This window comes from Schumannella sp. 10F1B-5-1 (assembly GCF_006517535.1).
GTDB lineage: Bacteria > Actinomycetota > Actinomycetes > Actinomycetales > Microbacteriaceae > Schumannella.
Genome location: NZ_VHQH01000040.1, coordinates 72,677 through 91,799, shown reverse-complemented (window position 1 = coordinate 91,799; position 19,123 = coordinate 72,677). Strand labels below are relative to the sequence as shown.

Annotated in this window: 17 protein-coding genes and 1 pseudogene; 12 read left to right on the top strand and 6 right to left on the bottom strand. The window is 71.0% G+C overall.

The window, feature by feature from the left end; genetic code table 11:
• The first annotated feature begins 57 nt into the window (after positions 1 to 57).
• Positions 58 to 2,601 (top strand): aminopeptidase N, encoded by a 2,544-nt coding sequence (gene pepN / locus FJ658_RS13890; protein WP_141145990.1) that lies wholly within the window; start codon positions 58 to 60, stop codon positions 2,599 to 2,601.
• A 228-nt stretch (positions 2,602 to 2,829) separates the two neighbouring features.
• On the opposite strand, the gene FJ658_RS13885 is transcribed toward pepN, so the two are convergent.
• Positions 2,830 to 3,672 (bottom strand): endonuclease domain-containing protein, encoded by an 843-nt coding sequence (locus FJ658_RS13885; RefSeq protein WP_141145989.1) that lies wholly within the window; start codon positions 3,670 to 3,672, stop codon positions 2,830 to 2,832.
• A 363-nt stretch (positions 3,673 to 4,035) separates the two neighbouring features.
• Here FJ658_RS13885 and FJ658_RS13880 point away from each other — a divergent pair, with 363 nt between their 5' ends.
• Positions 4,036 to 5,073 (top strand): mechanosensitive ion channel family protein, encoded by a 1,038-nt coding sequence (locus FJ658_RS13880; RefSeq protein ID WP_141145988.1) that lies wholly within the window; start codon positions 4,036 to 4,038, stop codon positions 5,071 to 5,073.
• Positions 5,073 to 5,501, top strand: a complete 429-nt coding sequence (locus FJ658_RS13875) for a globin (RefSeq protein ID WP_141145987.1) — start codon at positions 5,073 to 5,075, stop codon at positions 5,499 to 5,501. Before FJ658_RS13880 ends, FJ658_RS13875 begins: the two co-directional genes overlap by 1 nt.
• Before the next feature lie 130 nt (positions 5,502 to 5,631).
• Here the strand turns inward: FJ658_RS13875 and FJ658_RS13870 are convergent, their stop codons facing one another.
• Entirely contained in the window at positions 5,632 to 6,486 is an 855-nt protein-coding gene (locus tag FJ658_RS13870) for an SDR family oxidoreductase (RefSeq protein ID WP_141145986.1), read from the bottom strand.
• Positions 6,487 to 6,582: 96 nt separating this feature from the next.
• Between FJ658_RS13870 and FJ658_RS13865 the strand changes: the two genes are divergently transcribed.
• Complete coding sequence (locus tag FJ658_RS13865; protein ID WP_141145985.1) at positions 6,583 to 7,014, top strand: helix-turn-helix domain-containing protein; 432 nt, start codon at positions 6,583 to 6,585, stop codon at positions 7,012 to 7,014.
• A gap of 60 nt (positions 7,015 to 7,074) precedes the next feature.
• The gene (locus tag FJ658_RS13860) at positions 7,075 to 8,736 is read left to right on the top strand and encodes an FAD-binding dehydrogenase (RefSeq protein ID WP_141145984.1); all 1,662 of its coding nucleotides are present in this window, start codon (positions 7,075 to 7,077) and stop codon (positions 8,734 to 8,736) included.
• Between the two features lie 50 nt (positions 8,737 to 8,786).
• Here the strand turns inward: FJ658_RS13860 and FJ658_RS13855 are convergent, their stop codons facing one another.
• The gene (locus FJ658_RS13855) at positions 8,787 to 9,476 is read right to left on the bottom strand and encodes a hypothetical protein (RefSeq protein WP_141145983.1); all 690 of its coding nucleotides are present in this window, start codon (positions 9,474 to 9,476) and stop codon (positions 8,787 to 8,789) included.
• Between the two features lie 20 nt (positions 9,477 to 9,496).
• Between FJ658_RS13855 and FJ658_RS13850 the strand changes: the two genes are divergently transcribed.
• The gene (locus FJ658_RS13850; protein WP_141145982.1) at positions 9,497 to 10,366 is read left to right on the top strand and encodes an acyl-CoA thioesterase II; all 870 of its coding nucleotides are present in this window, start codon (positions 9,497 to 9,499) and stop codon (positions 10,364 to 10,366) included.
• 54 nt (positions 10,367 to 10,420) lie between these two features.
• Here the strand turns inward: FJ658_RS13850 and FJ658_RS13845 are convergent, their stop codons facing one another.
• Positions 10,421 to 11,011, bottom strand: coding sequence for a TetR/AcrR family transcriptional regulator (locus tag FJ658_RS13845; protein ID WP_141145981.1), 591 nt, complete (start codon positions 11,009 to 11,011; stop codon positions 10,421 to 10,423).
• A gap of 212 nt (positions 11,012 to 11,223) precedes the next feature.
• On the opposite strand from FJ658_RS13845, the gene FJ658_RS13840 reads away from it, so the two are divergent.
• From FJ658_RS13840 to FJ658_RS13830, 3 genes are read left to right on the top strand one after another with little or no spacing between them, the layout of a single operon-like run.
• A complete protein-coding gene (locus FJ658_RS13840; RefSeq protein ID WP_141145980.1) occupies positions 11,224 to 11,856 on the top strand; it encodes a DUF6230 family protein in 633 nt (210 codons plus the stop codon).
• Positions 11,856 to 12,392, top strand: a complete 537-nt coding sequence (locus tag FJ658_RS13835; RefSeq protein ID WP_141145979.1) for a DUF6114 domain-containing protein — start codon at positions 11,856 to 11,858, stop codon at positions 12,390 to 12,392. The genes FJ658_RS13840 and FJ658_RS13835 overlap by 1 nt, the downstream gene beginning before the upstream one ends.
• Positions 12,389 to 13,162 (top strand): hypothetical protein, encoded by a 774-nt coding sequence (locus FJ658_RS13830; protein WP_255447746.1) that lies wholly within the window; start codon positions 12,389 to 12,391, stop codon positions 13,160 to 13,162. Before FJ658_RS13835 ends, FJ658_RS13830 begins: the two co-directional genes overlap by 4 nt.
• A gap of 64 nt (positions 13,163 to 13,226) precedes the next feature.
• Here the strand turns inward: FJ658_RS13830 and FJ658_RS13825 are convergent.
• Positions 13,227 to 13,706: pseudogene (locus FJ658_RS13825) on the bottom strand (acyl-CoA thioesterase).
• 404 nt (positions 13,707 to 14,110) lie between these two features.
• On the opposite strand from FJ658_RS13825, the gene FJ658_RS13820 reads away from it, so the two are divergent.
• The 3 genes from FJ658_RS13820 to FJ658_RS13810 are packed head-to-tail and all read left to right on the top strand — an operon-like array spanning position 14,111 to position 17,269.
• Positions 14,111 to 15,409, top strand: a complete 1,299-nt coding sequence (locus FJ658_RS13820; protein ID WP_141145978.1) for a glycine betaine/L-proline ABC transporter ATP-binding protein — start codon at positions 14,111 to 14,113, stop codon at positions 15,407 to 15,409.
• Positions 15,409 to 16,305, top strand: a complete 897-nt coding sequence (locus FJ658_RS13815) for a proline/glycine betaine ABC transporter permease (protein WP_141145977.1) — start codon at positions 15,409 to 15,411, stop codon at positions 16,303 to 16,305. Before FJ658_RS13820 ends, FJ658_RS13815 begins: the two co-directional genes overlap by 1 nt.
• Before the next feature lie 58 nt (positions 16,306 to 16,363).
• Complete coding sequence (locus FJ658_RS13810) at positions 16,364 to 17,269, top strand: glycine betaine ABC transporter substrate-binding protein (protein WP_141145976.1); 906 nt, start codon at positions 16,364 to 16,366, stop codon at positions 17,267 to 17,269.
• Between the two features lie 101 nt (positions 17,270 to 17,370).
• Here FJ658_RS13810 and ettA read toward each other — a convergent pair whose 3' ends face one another.
• Positions 17,371 to 19,053: an energy-dependent translational throttle protein EttA gene (gene ettA, locus FJ658_RS13805; RefSeq protein WP_141145975.1), complete on the bottom strand. Its 1,683-nt coding sequence runs from the start codon at positions 19,051 to 19,053 to the stop codon at positions 17,371 to 17,373.
• Between the last annotated feature and the right edge of the window lie 70 nt (positions 19,054 to 19,123).

Genomic DNA, 19,123 nt, shown 5'->3' with positions numbered 1-19,123 from the left:
CTCGCCAGTCTAGGGTTGGAGCCGGACACGATCCGCACAGATTCAAGGGAGCACTGCGTGCCTGGAGAGAACCTCACCCGCCTCGAAGCCCGCGACCGGAAGGCCATCGTCGACGTCGAGAGCTACGACGTCACGCTCGACCTCACGACCGGCGCCGAGACCTTCCGCAGCACCACCGTGGTGCGCTTCACGGCTCGCGGGGCGACCGAGACGTTCATCGACGCCATCACCCGCACCGTGCACGCGGTCACGCTCAACGGCACGGCGCTCGACCCCGCGGCGGTCAGCGACGGCGTGCGCATCCAGCTGACCGACCTGCAGGAGCACAACGAGCTCGTCGTCGACGCCGACGCGATCTACACCAACACCGGCGAGGGCCTGCACCGCTTCGTCGACCCCGTCGACGGCGAGGTGTACCTCTACTCGCAGTTCGAGGTGCCCGACAGCCGGCGCATGTACGCCGTGTTCGAGCAGCCCGACCTCAAGGCCGCGTTCACCTTCCACGTCACGGCGCCCGCCAACTGGGCCGTCGTCAGCAACTCCCCCACCCCCGAGCCGGTGTTCGCGGGCGAGGGCCGCGCGACCTGGCACTTCGAGCCGACCCCGCGCATCTCGAGCTACATCACCGCGCTCATCGCCGGGCCGTACCAGGCCGTGCACAGCGAGCTGACCAGCGCCAGCGGCCGCACCATCCCGCTCGGCGTGTTCGCGCGCAAGTCGCTGTTCCAGTACCTGGATGCCGACTACATCTTCGAGAAGACCCGCCAGGGCTTCGCCTACTACGAGGAGAAGTTCGGCTACCCGTACCCCTTCGCGAAGTACGACCAGCTCTTCGTGCCCGAGTTCAACGCGGGCGCCATGGAGAACGCGGGTGCCGTCACCTTCACCGAGACCTACGTCTTCCGCTCGAAGGTGACCGACGCGATCAAGGAGCGCCGCGTCGTCACGATCCTGCACGAGCTCGCCCACATGTGGTTCGGCGACCTCGTGACCATGAAGTGGTGGAACGACCTCTGGCTGAACGAGTCGTTCGCCGAGTGGGCATCCACCATCGCCACCGCCGAGGCCACCGAGTGGACCGAGGCGTGGACGACCTTCCAGGCCATGGAGAAGAGCTGGGCCTACAAGCAGGACCAGCTGCCCTCGACCCACCCGATCGTCGCCACGATCGACGACCTCGAGGCGGTGCAGGTCAACTTCGACGGCATCACCTACGCCAAGGGCGGATCGGTGCTGAAGCAGCTCGCCGCCTGGGTCGGCATCGACGCGTTCTTCACCGGCGTCGGGCAGTACTTCCAGAAGCACGAGTTCGGCAACACCGAGCTGCGCGACCTGCTCGTCGAGCTCGAGGCCGCCAGCGGCCGCTCGCTCGACGGCTGGGGCGCGAAGTGGCTCGAGACCGCGGGCGTCAACACCCTGCGCCCGGCCCTGTCGGTCGCCGACGACGGCACCATCGCGAGCTTCGCGATCGAGCAGAGCGCGCATCCCGACTACCCGACGATCCGCCCGCACCGTCTGGCCGTCGGCTTCTACTCTCTGCAGGGCGGCAAGCTCGTGCGCACCCACCGCCACGAGCTCGACATCGACGGCGTCTCGACCGAGGTGCCCGAGCTGGTCGGACTCGCGCGCCCCGAGCTGATCCTGCTCAACGACGACGACCTCGCCTACGCGAAGATCCGTCTCGACGACGTGTCGCTCGCCACCGCGATCGCCCACCTCAAGCACATCGAGGAACCGCTGGCCCGCGCGATCGTCTGGGGCGCCGTGTGGGATGCGACCCGCGACGGCGAGGCCAAGCCGAGCGACTACATCCGCCTCGTGCTCGACAACATCGCGACCGAGACCGAGTCGACGACCATCCGCCTGAGCCTCACGCAGCTGGCGCAGGTCGCCCGCAGCTACGTCGCGCCCGCATCGCGCGACGCCGCGATCGCCGAGGTCGGCGACACGCTGTGGACGCTCGCGCAGGGCGCCGAGCCCGGCTCGGACGCGCAGTTCCAGTTCGTGAAGTTCTTCGCGAACGTCGCCTCGACCCCGGCGCACGCCGAGGTGCTGCGCGCGCTGCAGAACGGCACGACCCGCCTCGACGGTCTCGACATCGACACCGACCTCGAGTGGGAGCTGCTCGAGGGCCTCGTGCTCACGGGCGTCGCCGGCGAGGCCCAGATCGCGACCGCCGAGGAGCGCGACAACACCTCGAACGGCCAGCAGGCCGCGGCCCGCGCGCGCGGCACTGTGCCGAGCGCCGAGGGCAAGAAGGCCGCGCTCGACCGGGCCCTGACCGATGAGCAGATCCCCAACGCGATCCTGCGGATGCTCGGCATGGGCTACCAGCACGTCAACGACCCGGCCGTGCTCGAGCCGCTCGTCGCGCCCTACTTCGACGCACTCGAGTCGATTTGGAAGAGCCGCAGCTACAAGATCGCCGAGTACATCGTGGTGTGGTTCTACCCGAGCGCGCTCGCCTCGCAGGCCCTCGTCGACCAGACGCAGGCCTGGCTGGATGCGCACCCCGACATCCCGGCGCTGCGTCGCCTCGTGCAGGAGAACCTGGCGGGCGTCGAGCGCGCCCTGGCCGCGCAGGCGGTCGACGCGGCCTGAGCCGCGGGGCGCGCCGGCGCGCTCGGCGCGCCTCGCGCGGTCCCCGGCGCGCCCCGCGCGGTCCGCGGCGCCCGCGCCACCCGTCCCGTCCCGGAGGGGCGTCGGCCACGGCCGGCGCCCCTCCGCCGTTCCGGCGCTCTGCTCGCCGCGGCGTGGTCGCCCATCGTGCTCGTCCCTCGTTTCGGATGGGAGCGTTCTCGAAGCCGTAGGAGAGCTCGAGCGCGGCTGTCATCCGAAACCGGGTACGTCGAGCGCCTCGCGCCGGCGCCGGCCGTGCCAGTGATGCTCGTCGCGACGCACGATCTCGAGGACCTGGCGCTCCAGCGCCGGCCAGTGGTGGACGACTCGGGTGAACCCGGCACGCAGAGGGAGACAGCCCATCGCGATCAGCGCCGCATCCCGGCGGCGATCAGATTCCCGCGATTCCGGAGTCGAATGCCACTCGTCTCCATCGAGCTCCAGGACGAGTCGATCGCCGATCAGGAGATCGACTCGGCCGACGCCAGGAAACGGGACCTGCGGGCGGACGCGGATGCCGAGCCGCCGAAGGCGCACACGCGGCAGCGTCTCGAGACCAGATTCGCTCCGGGCGTCGCTGCTCCGCAGCGCCCACCGCCCCTCCGATGTTCCGCTGAGGAACCCCAAGTGCGATCGGGTGATCCGACGCTGATGCAGGGCGGAGTCGATCGAGCACAGCAGCGCTTCTCGCCCCATGCACCGCTGCGCGCACAGCAGCGCGGTGGCGACATCGTCGACGCCGTCGAGCGACGTCCCCTGTCCCCAGTGCACGCGCCGCGCACCCCGGAGCGCACCGCGGGACTGATGCCCGCTCTGGTCGAGCCGTAGGTGCTCGGTCCGCTCGAGGACCCAGACGCCCTTACGCTGCAGTGCGGACGCGCAGGTCAGCGTCGCGCCGAACGCGATCGCCGCCTCGAGCGGCTCGTCGTGCGGACCGCTCGCATACTGCCCGACGCGGAGCCGCCGAAGCATGCCGATGTCGACCGCGCTGCGGATCTGACGTGCCGTCATCCCCCGCGAGCGCAGGGTCGAGGTTGTGTGCAGCGCCGTCATGCCCGTCACCTTGGCGGGATCCCCACGTCGGCGGCGCGGCGGGAGGCGGATCTGTGGAGCGTGCTCCGGTCGAGCACGCGGTGGAGGAGAGCTGGCCGCCGCCTTTCCGGTGCATCGTTTCGGATGGGAACAGCATCCAGCCGTCATGGCGCCCTGCGGTCACCCTCCATCCGAATCGCCTGACATGTGGCCCGACCGGTGCGGCGTTTCGGATGGGGACAGCATCTCGGCCTCATCTCGGCTTGAGGACACCCCTCATCCGAAACGGCGGACGGCGGACGGCGCACGGCGGGCTCGCGCAGGGCGCGGGCCGGGGCGGCGGTCGGGCGGCGCGCAGGCGGGGGTCGTTAGCCTGGGCGGATCATGGATCCGATCGACTGGGCCACGTTCTGGCCCTCCGTGTGGGCTTTCCTGCTGGGCGACCCGCTGCAGATCGTCATCATCATCGTGGTGGCGGTGCTGCTGCGCGTGATCGCGACGTTCATCATCCGCCGGGTCGTCAACCAGATCGTCAGCGGCGTCAAGAAGAAGCAGAAGGTCGACGACACGGCCGCCCTCGGGATCGCAGCCTCCCCGCTCGCGGCGGTGCGCACCGTGCAGCGCACGCGCGCGATCGGCTCGGTGCTCAACAACGTCGTCACGGCGGCGATCGTGATCGTCGCCGCGATCCTCATCGTCAACCAGCTCAACTCGAACGCGACGGCCGCGTTCTCGCTCATCACGGCCGCGCTCGGCGCCGGCCTCGGCTTCGGCGCGCAGAACATCGTGAAAGACGTGCTGAACGGCCTGTTCATGGTCATCGAAGACCAGCTCGGCGTCGGGGATGTCGTCGACCTCGGGCCCGCGACCGGCGTCGTCGAGGCGGTCGGCATCCGCGTCACCCAGATCCGCGACGTAAACGGGATGCTCTGGTACGTGCGCAACGGCGAGATCCTGCGCGTCGGCAACGTCTCGCAGGGCTGGTCGCGCGTGATCCTCGACCTGGCGATCCCCTATGAGGCGGACGTGCCGGTCGTGCAGGAGGCGCTGCTCGACACGGCGGTGAGGATGCAGCAGGAGCCGAAATGGAAGCGCCTGTTCCTCGAGAAGCCCGAGATCTGGGGCATCGAGTCGATCTCGTCGGAGGCCGTCGTGGTGCGCCTCGTCGCGAAGACCCGGCCCGGATCGAAGGACGACGTGGCGCGCGAGCTGCGCGGGCGCATCAAGCAGACCCTCGACAGCCTCGAGGTGCGCACGCCGGCCCTCAACGCGATCACGCTGTCGGGGCTCGAGGGCGCGGCGAGCATCCGCGGGGCGAACCCTCCGAAGACGGCGCCGCTGCCGACGCAGGCCGGCACGGCCGCCACCGGCGCGAGCGGCACCCCCGCCAAACCGGGCCGCGCGCCCAAGAAGGACGGATGATGGCCGAGGACTCCCTGACCCTGCGCTCCGGCGCCGGCGGCGAGCCGGTCGGCGGGAACTTCTGGAACGAGGTCGGCGGGCGCCCGACGTTCGAGAAGCTCGTGCGCCGCTTCTACGAGGGCATCGAGGCCGACGAGGTGCTGCGGCCGATGTACCCGGACGACGACATGGAGGGCGCGGTGCAGCGCCTGACCGGGTTCCTCGAGCAGTACTGGGGCGGCCCGACGACGTACAGCCAGGAGCGCGGCCACCCGCGCCTGCGCATGCGGCACATGCCTTTCAAGGTGAATCCGGATGCGCGCGACCGCTGGCTGAAGCACATGCGCGTCGCGGTCGACGAGCTCGGCCTCTCGCCGCTGCACGAGGGGATGCTGTGGGGCTACCTCGAGCGCGCCGCCCACGCGATGGTCAACACCTTCGAGGAGTAGGCGAGAGCGCCCGAAGCCACGAGCGCGAGAACGAGGAACCGAGAGACGAGCACAACGAAGGGGATGCCCGCCGCGAGTCTCGCGGCGGGCATCCCCTTTCTCGGTCGACAGCGCCCCGAGGACGCCGGACTCAGGCCAGGTCGGCGCGCAGCCCGTCGACGAGCGGCGTCGTCGGGCGGCCGATGAGGCCCGAGAGCACGTCGCTCGCCTCGGCGAGGGTGCCCTCGGCGATGTTCGCGTCGAGCGCGGCGACGAAGCCGGCCGTGCCCTCGTCGAGGCCGATGCCGGTCAGCGCCGACACGTGGGTCGCGGTGTCGAGGTCCTGGTAGGCGACCGGCGTGCCCGTGATCTCGGAGATCGCGGCGGCGAGGTCGGCGTAGGTCCAGGCGACGTCGCCGGCGAGCTCGTAGGTCGCGCCGATGTGCCCGTCGCTCGTGAGCACGACGGCGGCGGCCTCGGCGTAGTCGGCACGGCTCGCGCTCGCGACACGGCCCTCGCCGGCGCTGCCGATCAGGGCGCCCGACTCCGACGCGGGCTTGACCTGGCCGGTGTAGTTCTCGGTGTACCAGTTGTTGCGCAGGATGGTCGCGGGAACACCCGAGACGGCGATGAGCTCCTCGGTCGCCTTGTGCTCGGGGGCGAGGATCAGCGTCGACGAGTCGGCGTGCGGGGCGCTCGTGTAGACGAGCTGCGCGACGCCCGCGGCGACGGCCGCGTCGATCACGGCCTGGTGCTGCGGAACGCGCTTGCCCGGCTCGCTGGCGGAGACGAGCAGCACCTTGTCGGCGCCGGCGATCGCGGCCGCGACGGTCTCGGGGCGGTCGTAGTCGAGCTCGACGGCGACGACGCCCTGGGCGGCGAGGTCGTCGACCTTGGCGAGAGTGCGCGCACCCACGCGGATGTCGGCGGGCGCGACCCCGCGGGCGATGAGCGACTGGATGGCGAGGCGGCCGAGGTGGCCGGCGGCGGTGACGAGGATGGTCATCAGTGGTCCTTTCGAAGCGGTTCCAGCATCCCGGAACCGACGACCTCGCGAGATGCTTCCCCAGCGCGGGTACCCACTTTTGAGTAAGGTACCCGCATGCAGGTAAGTCTTGAGCGTTTCCGGGCCCATCAGCCCGAGATCTTCACGGCGGGCTGCCCCACGCGCGACGTGCTCGACCATGTGACGAGCAAGTGGGGCGTGCTCGTGCTGCTCGCCCTCGGCGGCGGCACGCTGCGGTGGGGCGAGCTGCGCCGCGCGGTCGACGGCATCAGCGAGAAGATGCTCGCCTCGACGCTGCGCACGCTCGAGCGCGACGGCTTCGTGGCCCGGGATGCGCATCCGACGATCCCGCCCCGGGTCGACTACAGCCTGACCGAGCTGGGCGCCGACCTGCTCGAGCACCTCGCGCCGTTCGTGCAGTGGGTGGCCGAGCGCGCGGAGGGCATCATGGCGCCGCAGAGCGCGGGCGGCACCGCCGCGGGACTGACCGCACCGGCCGCCGGCAGCGCGCGCGACTCAGCCGACTGACCCCGGCGGCTCGCTAGGCTCGTCGCACCCGCTCACCCCCGAGAGCGGCGGGAGGACGCGATGCCCCACAACTCCGACGCCATCGTCATCGGTGCCGGCCTGGCCGGCCTGGTCGCCGCAAGCGAGCTGCTGGATGCCGGCCGCACGGTCGTGATCCTCGAGCAGGAGCCCGAGCAGAGCCTCGGCGGTCAGGCCTGGTGGTCGTTCGGCGGCCTGTTCCTGGTCGACTCGCCCGAGCAGCGGCGGCTGGGCGTGCACGACAGCCTCGAGCTGGCACGGCAGGACTGGTTCGGCAGCGCCGAGTTCGACCGCGACGAGGACTCGTGGGCCGAGCAGTGGGCCGAGGCCTACCTGCGCTTCGCGGCGGGCGAGAAGCGCGCCTGGCTGCACGAGAAGGGCGTGCGCTTCTTCCCGGTCGTCGGCTGGGCGGAGCACGGCGGCTACACGGCGACCGGCCACGGCAACTCGGTCCCGCGCTTTCACATCACCTGGGGCACGGGACCGGGAGTCGTCGAGCCATTCCTCTCGCGCGTGCGCCGCGGCGTCGCCGAGGGGCGCGCCGAGCTCCGCTTCCGGCACCGCGTCGACCGGCTGACCGTGCGCGACGGAGCCGTGGTCGGAGCATCCGGCATCCTGCTCGCCCCCGACGCCGCCGAGCGCGGCGCCCCCAGCAATCGGGATGCGGTGGGCGACTTCGCGCTCGAGGCGGGCGCCGTGATCGTCGCCTCGGGCGGCATCGGCGGCGACCCCGAGCTGGTGCGGCGCTCGTGGCCCGAGTGGCTCGGCGACGCACCCGAGGACGGGAACCTGCTGGCCGGCGTGCCCGCCCACGTCGACGGCCGGATGCTCGGCATCAGCGAGCAGGCCGGCGCCCGGCTGGTCAACACCGACCGCATGTGGCACTACGTCGAGGGCGTCGCGAACCACTCCCCCGTCTGGCAGCGCCACGGCATCCGGATCCTGCCCGGTCCGTCGAGCGTCTGGCTGGATGCCACGGGCGCGCGGCTGCCGGTTCCCCTCTTCCCCGGATTCGACACGCTCGGCACGCTCGAGTGGCTGCGCAAGACCGGTCACGACCACAGCTGGTTCGTCGCGACGCGGCGCATCGCCGAGAAGGAGTACGCGCTCTCGGGCAGCGAGCAGAACCCCGACCTCACCGACAAGAGCATCGGCGAGCTGCTGCGTCAGCGTCTGGGCTCGGGCGCGACCGACCCCGTGGAGACCTTCCTCCGCGAGGGCGAGGACTTCCTCGTCGCCGACACCCTCGACGAGCTGCTCGACCGCATGGAGCAGGCCTCGCCCGAGGGGGTGTTCGACGCCGAGGCCGCCCGCGCCGAGCTGCTCGCCCGCGACCGCGAGCTCGACAACTCCTTCGGCAAGGACGCGCAGCTCGCCGCCGTGCGCGACGCGCGACGCTACGTCGGCGACAAGCTCATCCGGGTCGCGAAGCCGCACCGCATCACGGCGCCCGAGAGCGGTCCGCTCGTGGCCGTGCGGCTGCGGGTGCTGACTCGCAAGACCCTGGGCGGCATCCAGACCGACCTGCAGGCGCGGGCGCTGGACGCGGCGGGCGAGCCGGTGCCGGGCCTGTACGCGGTCGGCGAGGCGGCCGGCTTCGGCGGCGGCGGGATGCACGGCTACCGCTCGCTCGAGGGCACCTTCCTCGGCGGCTGTCTGTTCTCGGGACGCGTCGCCGGTCGGGCGATCGCGGCGGCGCTCTGAGGCGTGCGCCCGCCCATGCCGCTCGCGGCATGAACCCGATCAGCGCGAGCTCAGCGCGCGAGCGTCCACGGCTTGCGCTTCACGAGCACGTGCCCGCGCTTGGTCGTGAGGCGCGTCCACGGCCCCGACTCGAACACGACGACCTCGTCGTCGCCCAGGAACCCGAGGCTCAGGGCCGCGAAGCCGGCGCCGCCCGGGATGTGGTCGAGCTCGGCGAGCGGGCGGCTCCAGACCTCGCCGCGCACCTTGCGCACGATCGACTCGCCGACCGCCTCGGGAACCGCGGCGGCGACCTCGGCGATGCCCGCATCCGCGGCCTGCTTGAGCGCCGCCGGGTCGAGCGCGCCGCTGCGGTGCCAGCCGCCGCGCGGCGGCGAGATGGCGGCCCAGGTGACGGTGTGCACCTCGATCGGCGTGGTCACATCGACCGGCGCCGCGAAGTGGTCGGGGTCGCGGCTCTCGAGCTCGGTCGTGGCGCGCTCGAGACGCTGCAGCAGCGAGCGCACGGGCACGACCACGTCGAACGGCTCGGTGTCGCTGAGCGCGTAGGTGCGCAAGCCGAGCACGGTCGGGGTGTCATCGAGCAGGCCCACCGGATAGAGCACGGCGGCGTAGGCGGCGAGCACCCCGCCACCCGCGATCAGGCGCACGGAGCCCTCCTCGATGCGCGCGGCTCGCCCGGCGAAGCTGCGCAGATCCTCGAGCGAGGTCGGGTCGGAGAGGGTGAATGGCTTGCTCATCTGCTCCTAAACTACAAGCCATGAGCGACCCGTTGTCGGCACTCCTGAAGGCGCTCGACCTGACCGACACCGGCGCCCGCACATCCGAGGACATCTTCACCGGCCCGAGCCAGTGGATGCCGCAGGGTCGCGTCTTCGGCGGACAGGTGCTCGCGCAGTCGATCCTCGCCGCCACGCGCACGGTCGCCGACGACCGCACGGCGCACTCGATGCACGGCTACTTCCTGCGCCCGGGCGACGTCGACCAGCCGATCACGTTCTCGGTCGACCGCATCCACGACGGCCGCTCGTTCTCGACGCGGCGCACCCAGGCCTATCAGGACGGGCAGCCGATCCTGTCGATGATCGCGTCGTTCCAGGATGCCGACGAGGGTCTCGACCACCAGGCGCCGGCGCCCGACCACGACCTGCCCGATCCCGAATCGCTGCCGACCGCCGCCGAGGCCCTCGCCGGACTCGATCACCCCATCGCGCGCTTCTGGGGCTCGCAGCGGCCCTTCGACATCCGCCACATCGAGGAGCCGGTCTACCTGCGCGCCGACGGACCGCGGGTCGCGCACCAGGCGGTGTGGATGCGCACGATCGGTCCGATGCCCGACGACCCGAAGCTGCACCAGGCCGCGCTCGCCTATGCGAGCGACTACACGATCCTCGAGCCGACCCTGCGGGCGCACGGGGTGCCGTGGGTGACGCCCGGGCTCAAGATGGCGAGCCTCGACCACGCCATGTGGTGGCACCGTCCGGCGCGCGTCGACGAGTGGCTGCTCTACGCCCAGGAGTCGCCGAACGCGGTCGGCGGGCGCGGACTCTCGACCGGCCGGGTCTACGACCGTGACGGGCGGCTCGTCGCGAGCATCGCGCAGGAGGGCATGATCCGCGTTCCACGGTGACGCGGGCGGCGGCGGGCACCGGACGCCGGACGCCGGCTCGTGACAGCCCCCGGCTCAGCCCTCGACCGCGCCCGCCACGGCGAGCGCGCTGCGCGAGAGGAACGCGACGATCTCCTCCGACGGCATGTCGGTGTCGAGGGCGCTCTCGACCAGCGCCTCCTCGGCGAAGGTGACCCACGAGCGCAGCGCGATGCGCAGCAGCGGGCTGTCGGCCGAGCCGAGCTCGAGCGCGACCGCGACGACGCGCTCGGCCTGCTCGTGGCGCGCCTCGTCGACCACGCGCCGCACCTCCGGGTCGCCCGAGGCGACACCGCGCACGAGCGAGTAGAACGTGCCGCGGTGGTCGCGCACGAAGGCGACGATGCGCGTCAGGGTGTCGTCGAGCCGGGCCTGCGCAGCCAGCTCGGGAACCGGCTCGGTGGCCCGCAGCATGCTGTCGCGCGCCGTGCGCACGAGCTCGCGCCGCAGCCCCGCCTGCGAGCGGAAGTAGTGGAAGACGAGGGCGCGCGACACGCCCGCCTGCGCCGACAGGAACTCGATCGTGACGGCATCGAGGGGATGCTCGGCGAGCGCCGCCACGCCGGTCGCGACAAGCTGCGCCCGACGGTCCTCGGGCGAGAGCCGGGTGCGCCGCTCCGCCTGCATGCGCTCCAGCGTAACGACCGTCACGCTATTGACACCCCGTCAATAGGGGGTATCGTGGCCGACCGACGACGCCGGAGGACCGGCGCCGGATCGATCCACCGGATTTCGGAAACCGCGTCATAGCCGACGCGGAACCCGGTCTCCCAGATGGGTCGACCGGCGCCGACAGGCACCGACCGGCCGGGATCAGCACCGTGGATCAAGGAGGATTCATGCCGTTCCGCCCCTCATTCCGTCGCCCGCAGCTGCGCCGCGACTCGCTGAAGAAGGTCACCCGCAGCCACGCCGGGCGCATCGCACTCGTCTCCGTGCCGGTCGCCGTCATCGCCTCGATCACCCTCGGCGGCGTCGCCCAGGGCGCCGTTCCCGTGTCGTTCGCGATCTCGGGCAGCCAGTTCAAGATCAGCGCCAGCCAGCTCGAGGGCACCGGCTTCTCGCAGTACGCCGGCACCGCCAAGGACACCGAGGGCACCGAGCACCCGGTCGCGATCGCCAACATCAAGCAGGCGACGCTCGCGAACCTGTGCCAATCGGTCGCGACCGACACCCCGCTCGGCAAGGTCGGCGTGCGGATCACCGCCGGCGGCGGCGAGACCCCGGCCAGCGCGACCGACCTGCAGATCGGCATGACCGACCTCAAGGGCGACACGAGCTTCGGCAACGTGCGCATCGGCATCGACGCCTCGCAGGTCAAGACGGATGCCAAGGGCACCGCCGGCGACTTCGCTCAGGACAGCGACACCATCTCGATCAAGAACCTGCAGCAGGTCTCGTGGACGACTCAGGCCAGCGTGTTCACCCTCACCGGGATGCACGTCGAGCTGAGCGACCAGGAGTGCTTCTGATGTCCGCGGGGGGAAGCGCAGCAGACGCGGGGGCCGTTTTCGGGTCGGCCTCCGCGCGCGCCGCGGATGGCGCGGCGGGGCGGGGCGTCCAGAGCCCCGGCCGCCGCGCCGCATTCCGGGCCTGGCGTCGTCGCCGCCCCTTCGTCGGCGGCGTGCTGATGATGCTCGGCGGCGTGGAGCTGTTCTTCTCGGGCCAGCTCGATCTGGGCCGCATCCACGTGCAGCTCGGCATCGAGGGCCTGCAGGCGACCGTCATCCCGCTCGCGATCGCCCTGCTGGGCCTGCTCGCGATGCTCACGCCGGCGCACCGCGTCTTCTACGGCGTGATCGGCCTGGCTCTCGCGCTGTACTCGATCGTCGGCGTCAACCTCGGCGGCTTCATCGTCGGGATGCTGCTCGCCGCGATCGGCGGCATCCTCGTCGTCGCGTGGTCGCCGAAGGACTCGGCGCGCGCGGCCGGACGCTCGCGGGCGAAGGCGGCGTCGCGGGACGGCTCGGCGCGAGAGGACGACGCCGCGCGCGAGGAGCTCGCGTGAGCGGCCGTGGCCGTCGCGACGGCGGGTCGCAGCGCGTCCCCGGTCGTCGCCGCGTCGGGATGATCGGCGCCGCGCTGCTCGGCGTGATCGCGCTGCTCGGCCTCGGTGTCGCGCCCGCGCAGGCGGCCGGACCCGAGCGGGCCGAGTTCTGCATCCCGCTGCTGATGGACTGCTCCGGATCCGGCGGATCCGGGGGTTCCGGCGGATCGGGCGGGTCGACGCCCAGCCCCTCCCCCGGCTCGCCGATCCCGGGTCTTCCGACGGTGCCCGGGCTGCCCGGGTCGGGCGGCTCCGGCTCCGGCGGCACGCCGAGCCCGGCGCCATCGACGCCGGCCGAGGCGATCGCCGATCCCTCCGCGCCCGTGATGACGCTGCCGGCGGCTCAGCTCTCCGGCTCCTCGCTGTCGTTCACCGGCCTGAAGGGGCTCAGCCTGGTGACGGTGCCGCTCGCGGACGGATCCCGCACGCCGGTGCTGAAGCTCGAGGTCGACTCGATCGCGATCGACGACTTCGTGCTCGACGTGAAGCACGAGAAGGGCGGGGATGCGCTGGTCACGCAGTCCGGACGCATGGAGCTGCACGGCCACGTCGTCGTCTACCTCGACTCGCTGAGCGCGACCGGGCCGGGCGGGGAGGGCCTCACGCTGGGAGCGCAGACGCCGCTGCCCGAAGACGAGCTGCCGCCGCAGCTGCTGCGCGTGACGCTCGGCATGGTCGGCGTCACCGGCGATCGCATCAGCTTCACGCCCGTGCACCAGTACTTCGGCTGAGGGGGTGCCCGCGCGGCGGGTCGGCGTCAGGGACGTCGGCCCGCCGCGATCGGCACGGATCCGCTCAGCGCCGCCGGAACTCGATCGGCGCCTCGCTGAACGGCGTCCAGGCGGCGCGCTCCGACTCGGTGATGCGGCGCGGGCGACCGCTCGCCGCATCCACGAGCACGATCGTCGTCGCCGCCTTGGCGTAGAGCACGGGCTCGTCGCCCTCGGGCGCGTGCACCTAGTAGCAGACCTCGAGGCTCGCGCCGCCGAGGTGGCCGAGCCAGAGCTGCACGTCGAGCGGACGCCGCAGATACGGAATCGGCGCGAGGTACTCGACCTCCTGCCGCCCGATCAGCGTCATCGTGGCGGCACCGGGACGACCGTCGAGCACCGCGGTCGTCGCGCCGACGGCGGACTCGGCGCCGTCGGCGTCCGTCGCCCAGAAGGCCTGGATGCGCGCCTCCTCGAGCAGCACGAGCATCGCCGCGTTGTTGACGTGGCCGTAGGCGTCGAGGTCGTTCCAGCGCAGCCGGATCGGCACGTGCAGACGGGTCATGGCGCATCCTCTCGTAACGGAGTCGTAACGACTCTATCCGTCGAGAACCACTGAAAAGACGGGCCGTACCGCCGGTTCCACCCCCGTCCGGGGCACGAATCCGCCCGCCATCGGATTGGCGGCCGCCGCAGCCCCGTTGTTACGGTGGAACGTCTCCTGAGCCGAGAATCACCCCAGAACCACCCATCCGGAGACGAACCGACCAGGTCCGCGACCTCGGGCGCCAGCCCGGATGCGTATGGTGACCCGGCCCCCGGTGGCCCCGCGGCGACGCCCTAGCGAACCGCGATGTGGCTCTGCCGCTGGATGGCCGCCCACCCGGACCGCGATGCAGATGACCGGCTCGCCGGCGCCCGCGCGAGCGGGCTTCTTCGGCGTGCCCGGATCACGGAGCACCACACCGCATGACCACAGCCCCCGCACTCCGCGTGCAGAACCTCTACAAGGTGTTCGGCCGCGGCGCCGAGGAGTCCGTCCGGCGTCTCGCCGACGGCGCCTCGCGCGCCGACATCCCCGGAACCGCCGCCGTCATCGACGCCTCGTTCGAGGTGCAGCCCGGCGAGATCTTCGTCGTGATGGGCCTCTCCGGCTCGGGCAAGTCGACCCTCATCCGCATGCTCAACGGCCTGCTCGACGCGACCTCGGGTCACGTGCACGTCGGCGACGCCGAGCTGACCGGCGCCGCGCCGGCGAAGCTGCGCGAGATCCGCCGCGAGCGCGTGTCGATGGTCTTCCAGCACTTCGCACTGCTGCCGCACCGCACCGTGCTCGACAACGTCGCCTACGGCCTCGAGCTGCGCGGCACGCCCGTCGCCGAGCGCACCCGCCGCGCCGGCGAGGTCATCGAGCTCGTCGGGCTCGCCGAGTGGCGGGATGCGCTGCCCTCCGAGCTGTCGGGCGGCATGCAGCAGCGCGTGGGAATCGCCCGCGCCCTCGCCGCCGACACCGACATCCTGCTCATGGACGAGGCGTTCAGCGCCCTCGATCCGCTGATCCGCCGCGAGATGCAAGACCAGCTGCTCGAGCTGCAGGCCACCCTCGGCAAGACGATCGTCTTCATCACCCACGACCTCAACGAGGCCATGCACCTCGGCGACCGGATCGCGGTCATGCGCGACGGGCGCATCGTGCAGATCGGCACGCCCGAGGACATCCTGACCGACCCGGCGAACGACTACGTCGAGCAGTTCGTGCAGGACGTCGACCGCGCCCGCGTGCTCACCGCGGGCAACGTCATGGAACGCGCCCGCGTCGTGGTGTCGAGCTCCGCCGGTCCCCGGACCGCGCTGAAGACCATGCGCGACGAGCGCGCCTCCGCCGTCTACGTCACCTCGCGCGACCGCCGCCTCGTCGGCATCGTGCGCGACCGGGATGCGGTGCGCCTGGTGCAGCGCGGCGAGTCGTCGCTCGAGGGTGTCATCCGTCCCGCTCCGCACGCCGTCGCGGCCGACAGCCCGCTCATCGACCTCTTCGTGCCCGCCGTCGAGTCGGAGGTGCCGCTCGCCGTGACCGACGCCGAGGAGCGCCTCGTCGGGGTCATCCCCCGCGTGACGCTGCTGGCGGCCCTCGGTCCCGGCACGACCGCGACCGGCGAACTGACGATCCCGGTGCCGCCGACGGTCATCGACGAGGTGCTGGCGACGAGCGAGGCCCGCGCCACGTTCGTCGACGAACAGGATCCGAAGACCGAGGAGGCACGCTGATGGACTGGTTCCGCATCCCCGTGGGCGACTGGGTCGCCGACGGCTTCGACTGGGTCAAGGACAACCTCGGCGGACTGCTCGACGGGATCGACGTCGGTCTCGAGACGCTCGTCGACGGCCTGACCGACGCGCTGACGGCCGTCCCCGTGCTCGTGCTCGTGGTGCTGTTCGCGCTGATCGGCTGGTTCGTGCGCTCGTGGAAGCTCGGCGTCGGCACGCTGCTGTCGATGCTGTTCGTCGTCGCGATGGACATGTGGGTCCCCGCTCTGCAGACGCTCTCGCTCGTGCTCATCGCCACCGTGATCACGATCGTGATCGCCGTGCCGCTCGGCGTGCTCGCGGCACGCAGTCACGTCGCCAGCGCGATCCTGCGCCCGGTGCTCGACTTCATGCAGACGATGCCGGCGTTCGTCTACCTGATCCCGACCGTGATCTTCTTCAGCATCGGCGTCGTGCCGGGCGTGGTCTCGACGATCATCTTCTCGCTGCCGCCCGGCGTGCGACTCACCGAGCTCGGCATCCGCGGCGTCGACCGCGAGAAGGTCGAGGCCGGCCAGGCCTTCGGTGCGACGCCGCGCCAGATCCTGTTCGGGATCCAGCTCCCGCTCGCCAGCCGCACGATCATGTCCGGCATCAACCAGGTGATCATGCTCGCCCTGTCGATGGCCGTCGTCGCGGGCATCGCCGGCGCTGATGGCCTGGGCAAGATCGTCGTCTCGGCGATCTCGACGCTGCAGGTGGGCGAGGGAGTGGAGGCGGGCCTGAGCGTGGTCGTGCTCGCGATCTTCCTCGACCGCGTCACCTCCGCTCTCGGCTCGAGCACGCCCTCGCGCGGCTCCCTGCTGTCGCTGCTGCGCCGCGGGGATCGCGGCCGCGCCGTGGCCCGCGCCGCCTGATCACCGCATCCGACCTGCACCGTCCCTTCGGGGACATCCACCCAGAGAGGAACACCCCATGACGACCTCACGTCTCCGCCGCGGCATCGCGCTCGCGGCCGCCGCATCCGTGGCACTCGGCCTCGCGGCCTGCTCGTCCGGATCGGACGACGCCGGCTCGGACGGCGACCTCGGCACGATCACCCTCGGCTACATCCCCAGCTGGACGGACGGACTCAGCACCGCCTACCTGCTGCAGGACCAGCTGGAGAAGATCGGCTACGACGTCGAGATGAAGGAGCTCACCGAGGCGGCCCCGCTCTACACGGGACTCGCGAACGGCGACGTCGACATCTACCCGTCGGCGTGGCCTGAGGTGACCCACGCGGCCTACATGAAGAAGTACGGCGACGACATCGAGGATCTCGACACCTACTACGACAACGCGAAGCTCACGATCGCGGTGCCGAGCTACACCGACATCGACTCGATCGACGAGCTCGCCGGCAACGCGAAGAAGTTCGACGGCAAGATCTACGGCATCGAGCCGGGCGCCGGACTCACCGGCGTGACGAAGGACTCGATGATGCCGGAGTACGGCCTCGACGGCGACTATGAGCTGGTCACCTCGTCGACGGCCGCGATGCTGACCGAGCTGCAGAAGGCGATCGACGACAAGAAGGACATCGTCGTCACCCTGTGGACGCCGTTCTGGGCGAACTCCTCGTTCGACGTGAAGACGCTGAAGGACCCGAAGGGCGCCATGGGCGAGTCGGAGGGACTGCACTTCCTCGCGACGAAGGGCTTCTCGGACGAGTTCCCCGAGGCGGCCGACTACATCAAGAACATCAAGCTCGACGACGACCAGTACGGCTCGCTCGAGGACACCGTCGTGAACCAGTACGACAAGGGCGAAGAGGCCGACGCGATCGACGCGTGGCTCGCGAAGAACCCGAAGGCCTACACGGGCATCCTCGAGGACTGATCCTCGTGGCGGACTGATCCGCACAGCGAGAAGGGCGGACCCGATCGGGCCCGCCCTTCTTCGTGTCCGGCATGTCCGCCGGGGCGCTCAACTGCGCGCGATCAGCTGCGCGTGAGCTTGCGGTGCACCGAGCGGTGCGGTGCCGCCGCATCCGGACCGAGACGGTCGATCTTGTTCGCCTCGTAGGCCTCGAAGTTGCCCTCGAACCAGTACCAGTTCGACGGGTTCTCGTCGGTGCCCTCGTAGGCGAGGATGTGCGTCGCGATGCGGTCGAGGAACCAGCGGTCGTGGGTGATGACCACGGCGCAGCCGGGGAACTCGAGCAGCGCGTTCTCGAGCGACTGCAGGGTCTCGACGTCGAGGTCGTTGGTGGGCTCGTCGAGCAGCAGCAGGTTGCCGCCCTCCTTGAGCGTCAGCGCCAGGTTGAGGCGGTTGCGCTCACCTCCGGAGAGCACGCCGGCCTTCTTCTGCTGGTCCGGCCCCTTGAAGCCGAACTTCGACACGTAGGCGCGGCTGGGGATCTCGGTCTTGCCGACCGTGATGATGTCGAGGCCGTCGGAGACGACCTCCCACAGCGTCTTCTCCGGGTCGATGTTGGCGCGGCTCTGGTCGACGTAGCTGATCTTGACCGTCTCGCCGACCTTGAGGTCGCCGCCGTCGAGAGGCTCGAGACCCACGATCGTCTTGAACAGCGTGGTCTTGCCGACGCCGTTCGGGCCGATGACGCCGACGATGCCGTTCGGCGGCAGCGAGAACGAGAGGCCGTCGATGAGCTGACCGCGCTCCTCGAAGCCCTTCTGCAGCTTCTTCGCCTCGATCACGACGCTGCCCAGACGCGGGCCCGGCGGGATCTGGATCTCCTCGAAGTCGAGCTTGCGCGTGCGCTCGGCCTCGGCGGCCATCTCCTCGTAGCGAGCCAGACGCGCCTTCGACTTGGTCTGACGGCCCTTGGCGCTCGAGCGCACCCAGTCCAGCTCGTCGGCGAGGCGCTTGGCGAGCTTCGCGTCCTTCTTGCCCTGCACCTCGAGGCGCTGGGCCTTCTTCTCGAGGTAGGTCGAGTAGTTGCCCTCATAGGGGTAGAGGTGGCCGCGGTCGACCTCCGCGATCCACTGGGCGACGTTGTCGAGGAAGTAGCGGTCGTGGGTGATCGCGATGACGGCGCCCTTGTACGAGCTGAGGTGCTGTTCCAGCCAGAGCACGCTCTCGGCGTCGAGGTGGTTGGTGGGCTCGTCGAGCAGCAGCAGGTCGGGCTTCTGCAGCAGCAGCTTCGCGAGCGCGACGCGGCGCTTCTCACCACCGGAGAGCGGCGCGATCGCGGCGTCGCCCGGGGGCGTGCGCAGCGCATCCATCGCCTGCTCGAGCTGCGAGTCGAGGTCCCAGCCGTCGGCGGCGTCGATCTCCTCCTGCAGGGTGCCCATCTCGGCGAGCAGCGCGTCGAAGTCGGCGTCGGGCTCGGCCATGAGCGCCGAGATCTCGTTGAAGCGGTCGAGCTTGCCCTTGATCGCGACGCCGTCCTGGATGTTCTCCAGCACGGTCTTGGTCTCGTCGAGCACCGGCTCCTGCATGAGGATCCCGACGCTGTAGCCGGGGCTGAGGCGGGCTTCGCCGTTCGAGGGCTGGTCGAGGCCGGCCATGATCTTGAGGATCGTCGACTTTCCGGCGCCGTTCGGGCCGACCATGCCGATCTTGGCTCCGGGGTAGAACGACATGGTGACGTCGTCGAGGATCAGCTTCTCGCCGACCTTCTTGCGGGCGCGCACCATGGAGTAGATGAATTCGGCCATGTTCCGATCCTAGTTTCGCGAGGGGATGAGGGCTGACCGTGCCCGGGCGACGGTCAGCACGGGCTGCGCT

Coding starts and splice junctions, on each gene's coding strand:
- FJ658_RS13885 (WP_141145989.1), bottom strand. CDS start 3,672: ATGACGGCGCTGCACACAACCTCGACCCTGCGCTCGCGGGGGATGACG.
- FJ658_RS13880 (WP_141145988.1), top strand. CDS start 4,036: ATGGATCCGATCGACTGGGCCACGTTCTGGCCCTCCGTGTGGGCTTTC.
- FJ658_RS13875 (WP_141145987.1), top strand. CDS start 5,073: ATGGCCGAGGACTCCCTGACCCTGCGCTCCGGCGCCGGCGGCGAGCCG.
- FJ658_RS13870 (WP_141145986.1), bottom strand. CDS start 6,486: ATGACCATCCTCGTCACCGCCGCCGGCCACCTCGGCCGCCTCGCCATC.
- FJ658_RS13865 (WP_141145985.1), top strand. CDS start 6,583: ATGCAGGTAAGTCTTGAGCGTTTCCGGGCCCATCAGCCCGAGATCTTC.
- FJ658_RS13860 (WP_141145984.1), top strand. CDS start 7,075: ATGCCCCACAACTCCGACGCCATCGTCATCGGTGCCGGCCTGGCCGGC.
- FJ658_RS13855 (WP_141145983.1), bottom strand. CDS start 9,476: ATGAGCAAGCCATTCACCCTCTCCGACCCGACCTCGCTCGAGGATCTG.
- FJ658_RS13850 (WP_141145982.1), top strand. CDS start 9,497: ATGAGCGACCCGTTGTCGGCACTCCTGAAGGCGCTCGACCTGACCGAC.
- FJ658_RS13845 (WP_141145981.1), bottom strand. CDS start 11,011: ATGCAGGCGGAGCGGCGCACCCGGCTCTCGCCCGAGGACCGTCGGGCG.
- FJ658_RS13840 (WP_141145980.1), top strand. CDS start 11,224: ATGCCGTTCCGCCCCTCATTCCGTCGCCCGCAGCTGCGCCGCGACTCG.
- FJ658_RS13835 (WP_141145979.1), top strand. CDS start 11,856: ATGTCCGCGGGGGGAAGCGCAGCAGACGCGGGGGCCGTTTTCGGGTCG.
- FJ658_RS13820 (WP_141145978.1), top strand. CDS start 14,111: ATGACCACAGCCCCCGCACTCCGCGTGCAGAACCTCTACAAGGTGTTC.
- FJ658_RS13815 (WP_141145977.1), top strand. CDS start 15,409: ATGGACTGGTTCCGCATCCCCGTGGGCGACTGGGTCGCCGACGGCTTC.
- FJ658_RS13810 (WP_141145976.1), top strand. CDS start 16,364: ATGACGACCTCACGTCTCCGCCGCGGCATCGCGCTCGCGGCCGCCGCA.
- ettA (WP_141145975.1), bottom strand. CDS start 19,053: ATGGCCGAATTCATCTACTCCATGGTGCGCGCCCGCAAGAAGGTCGGC.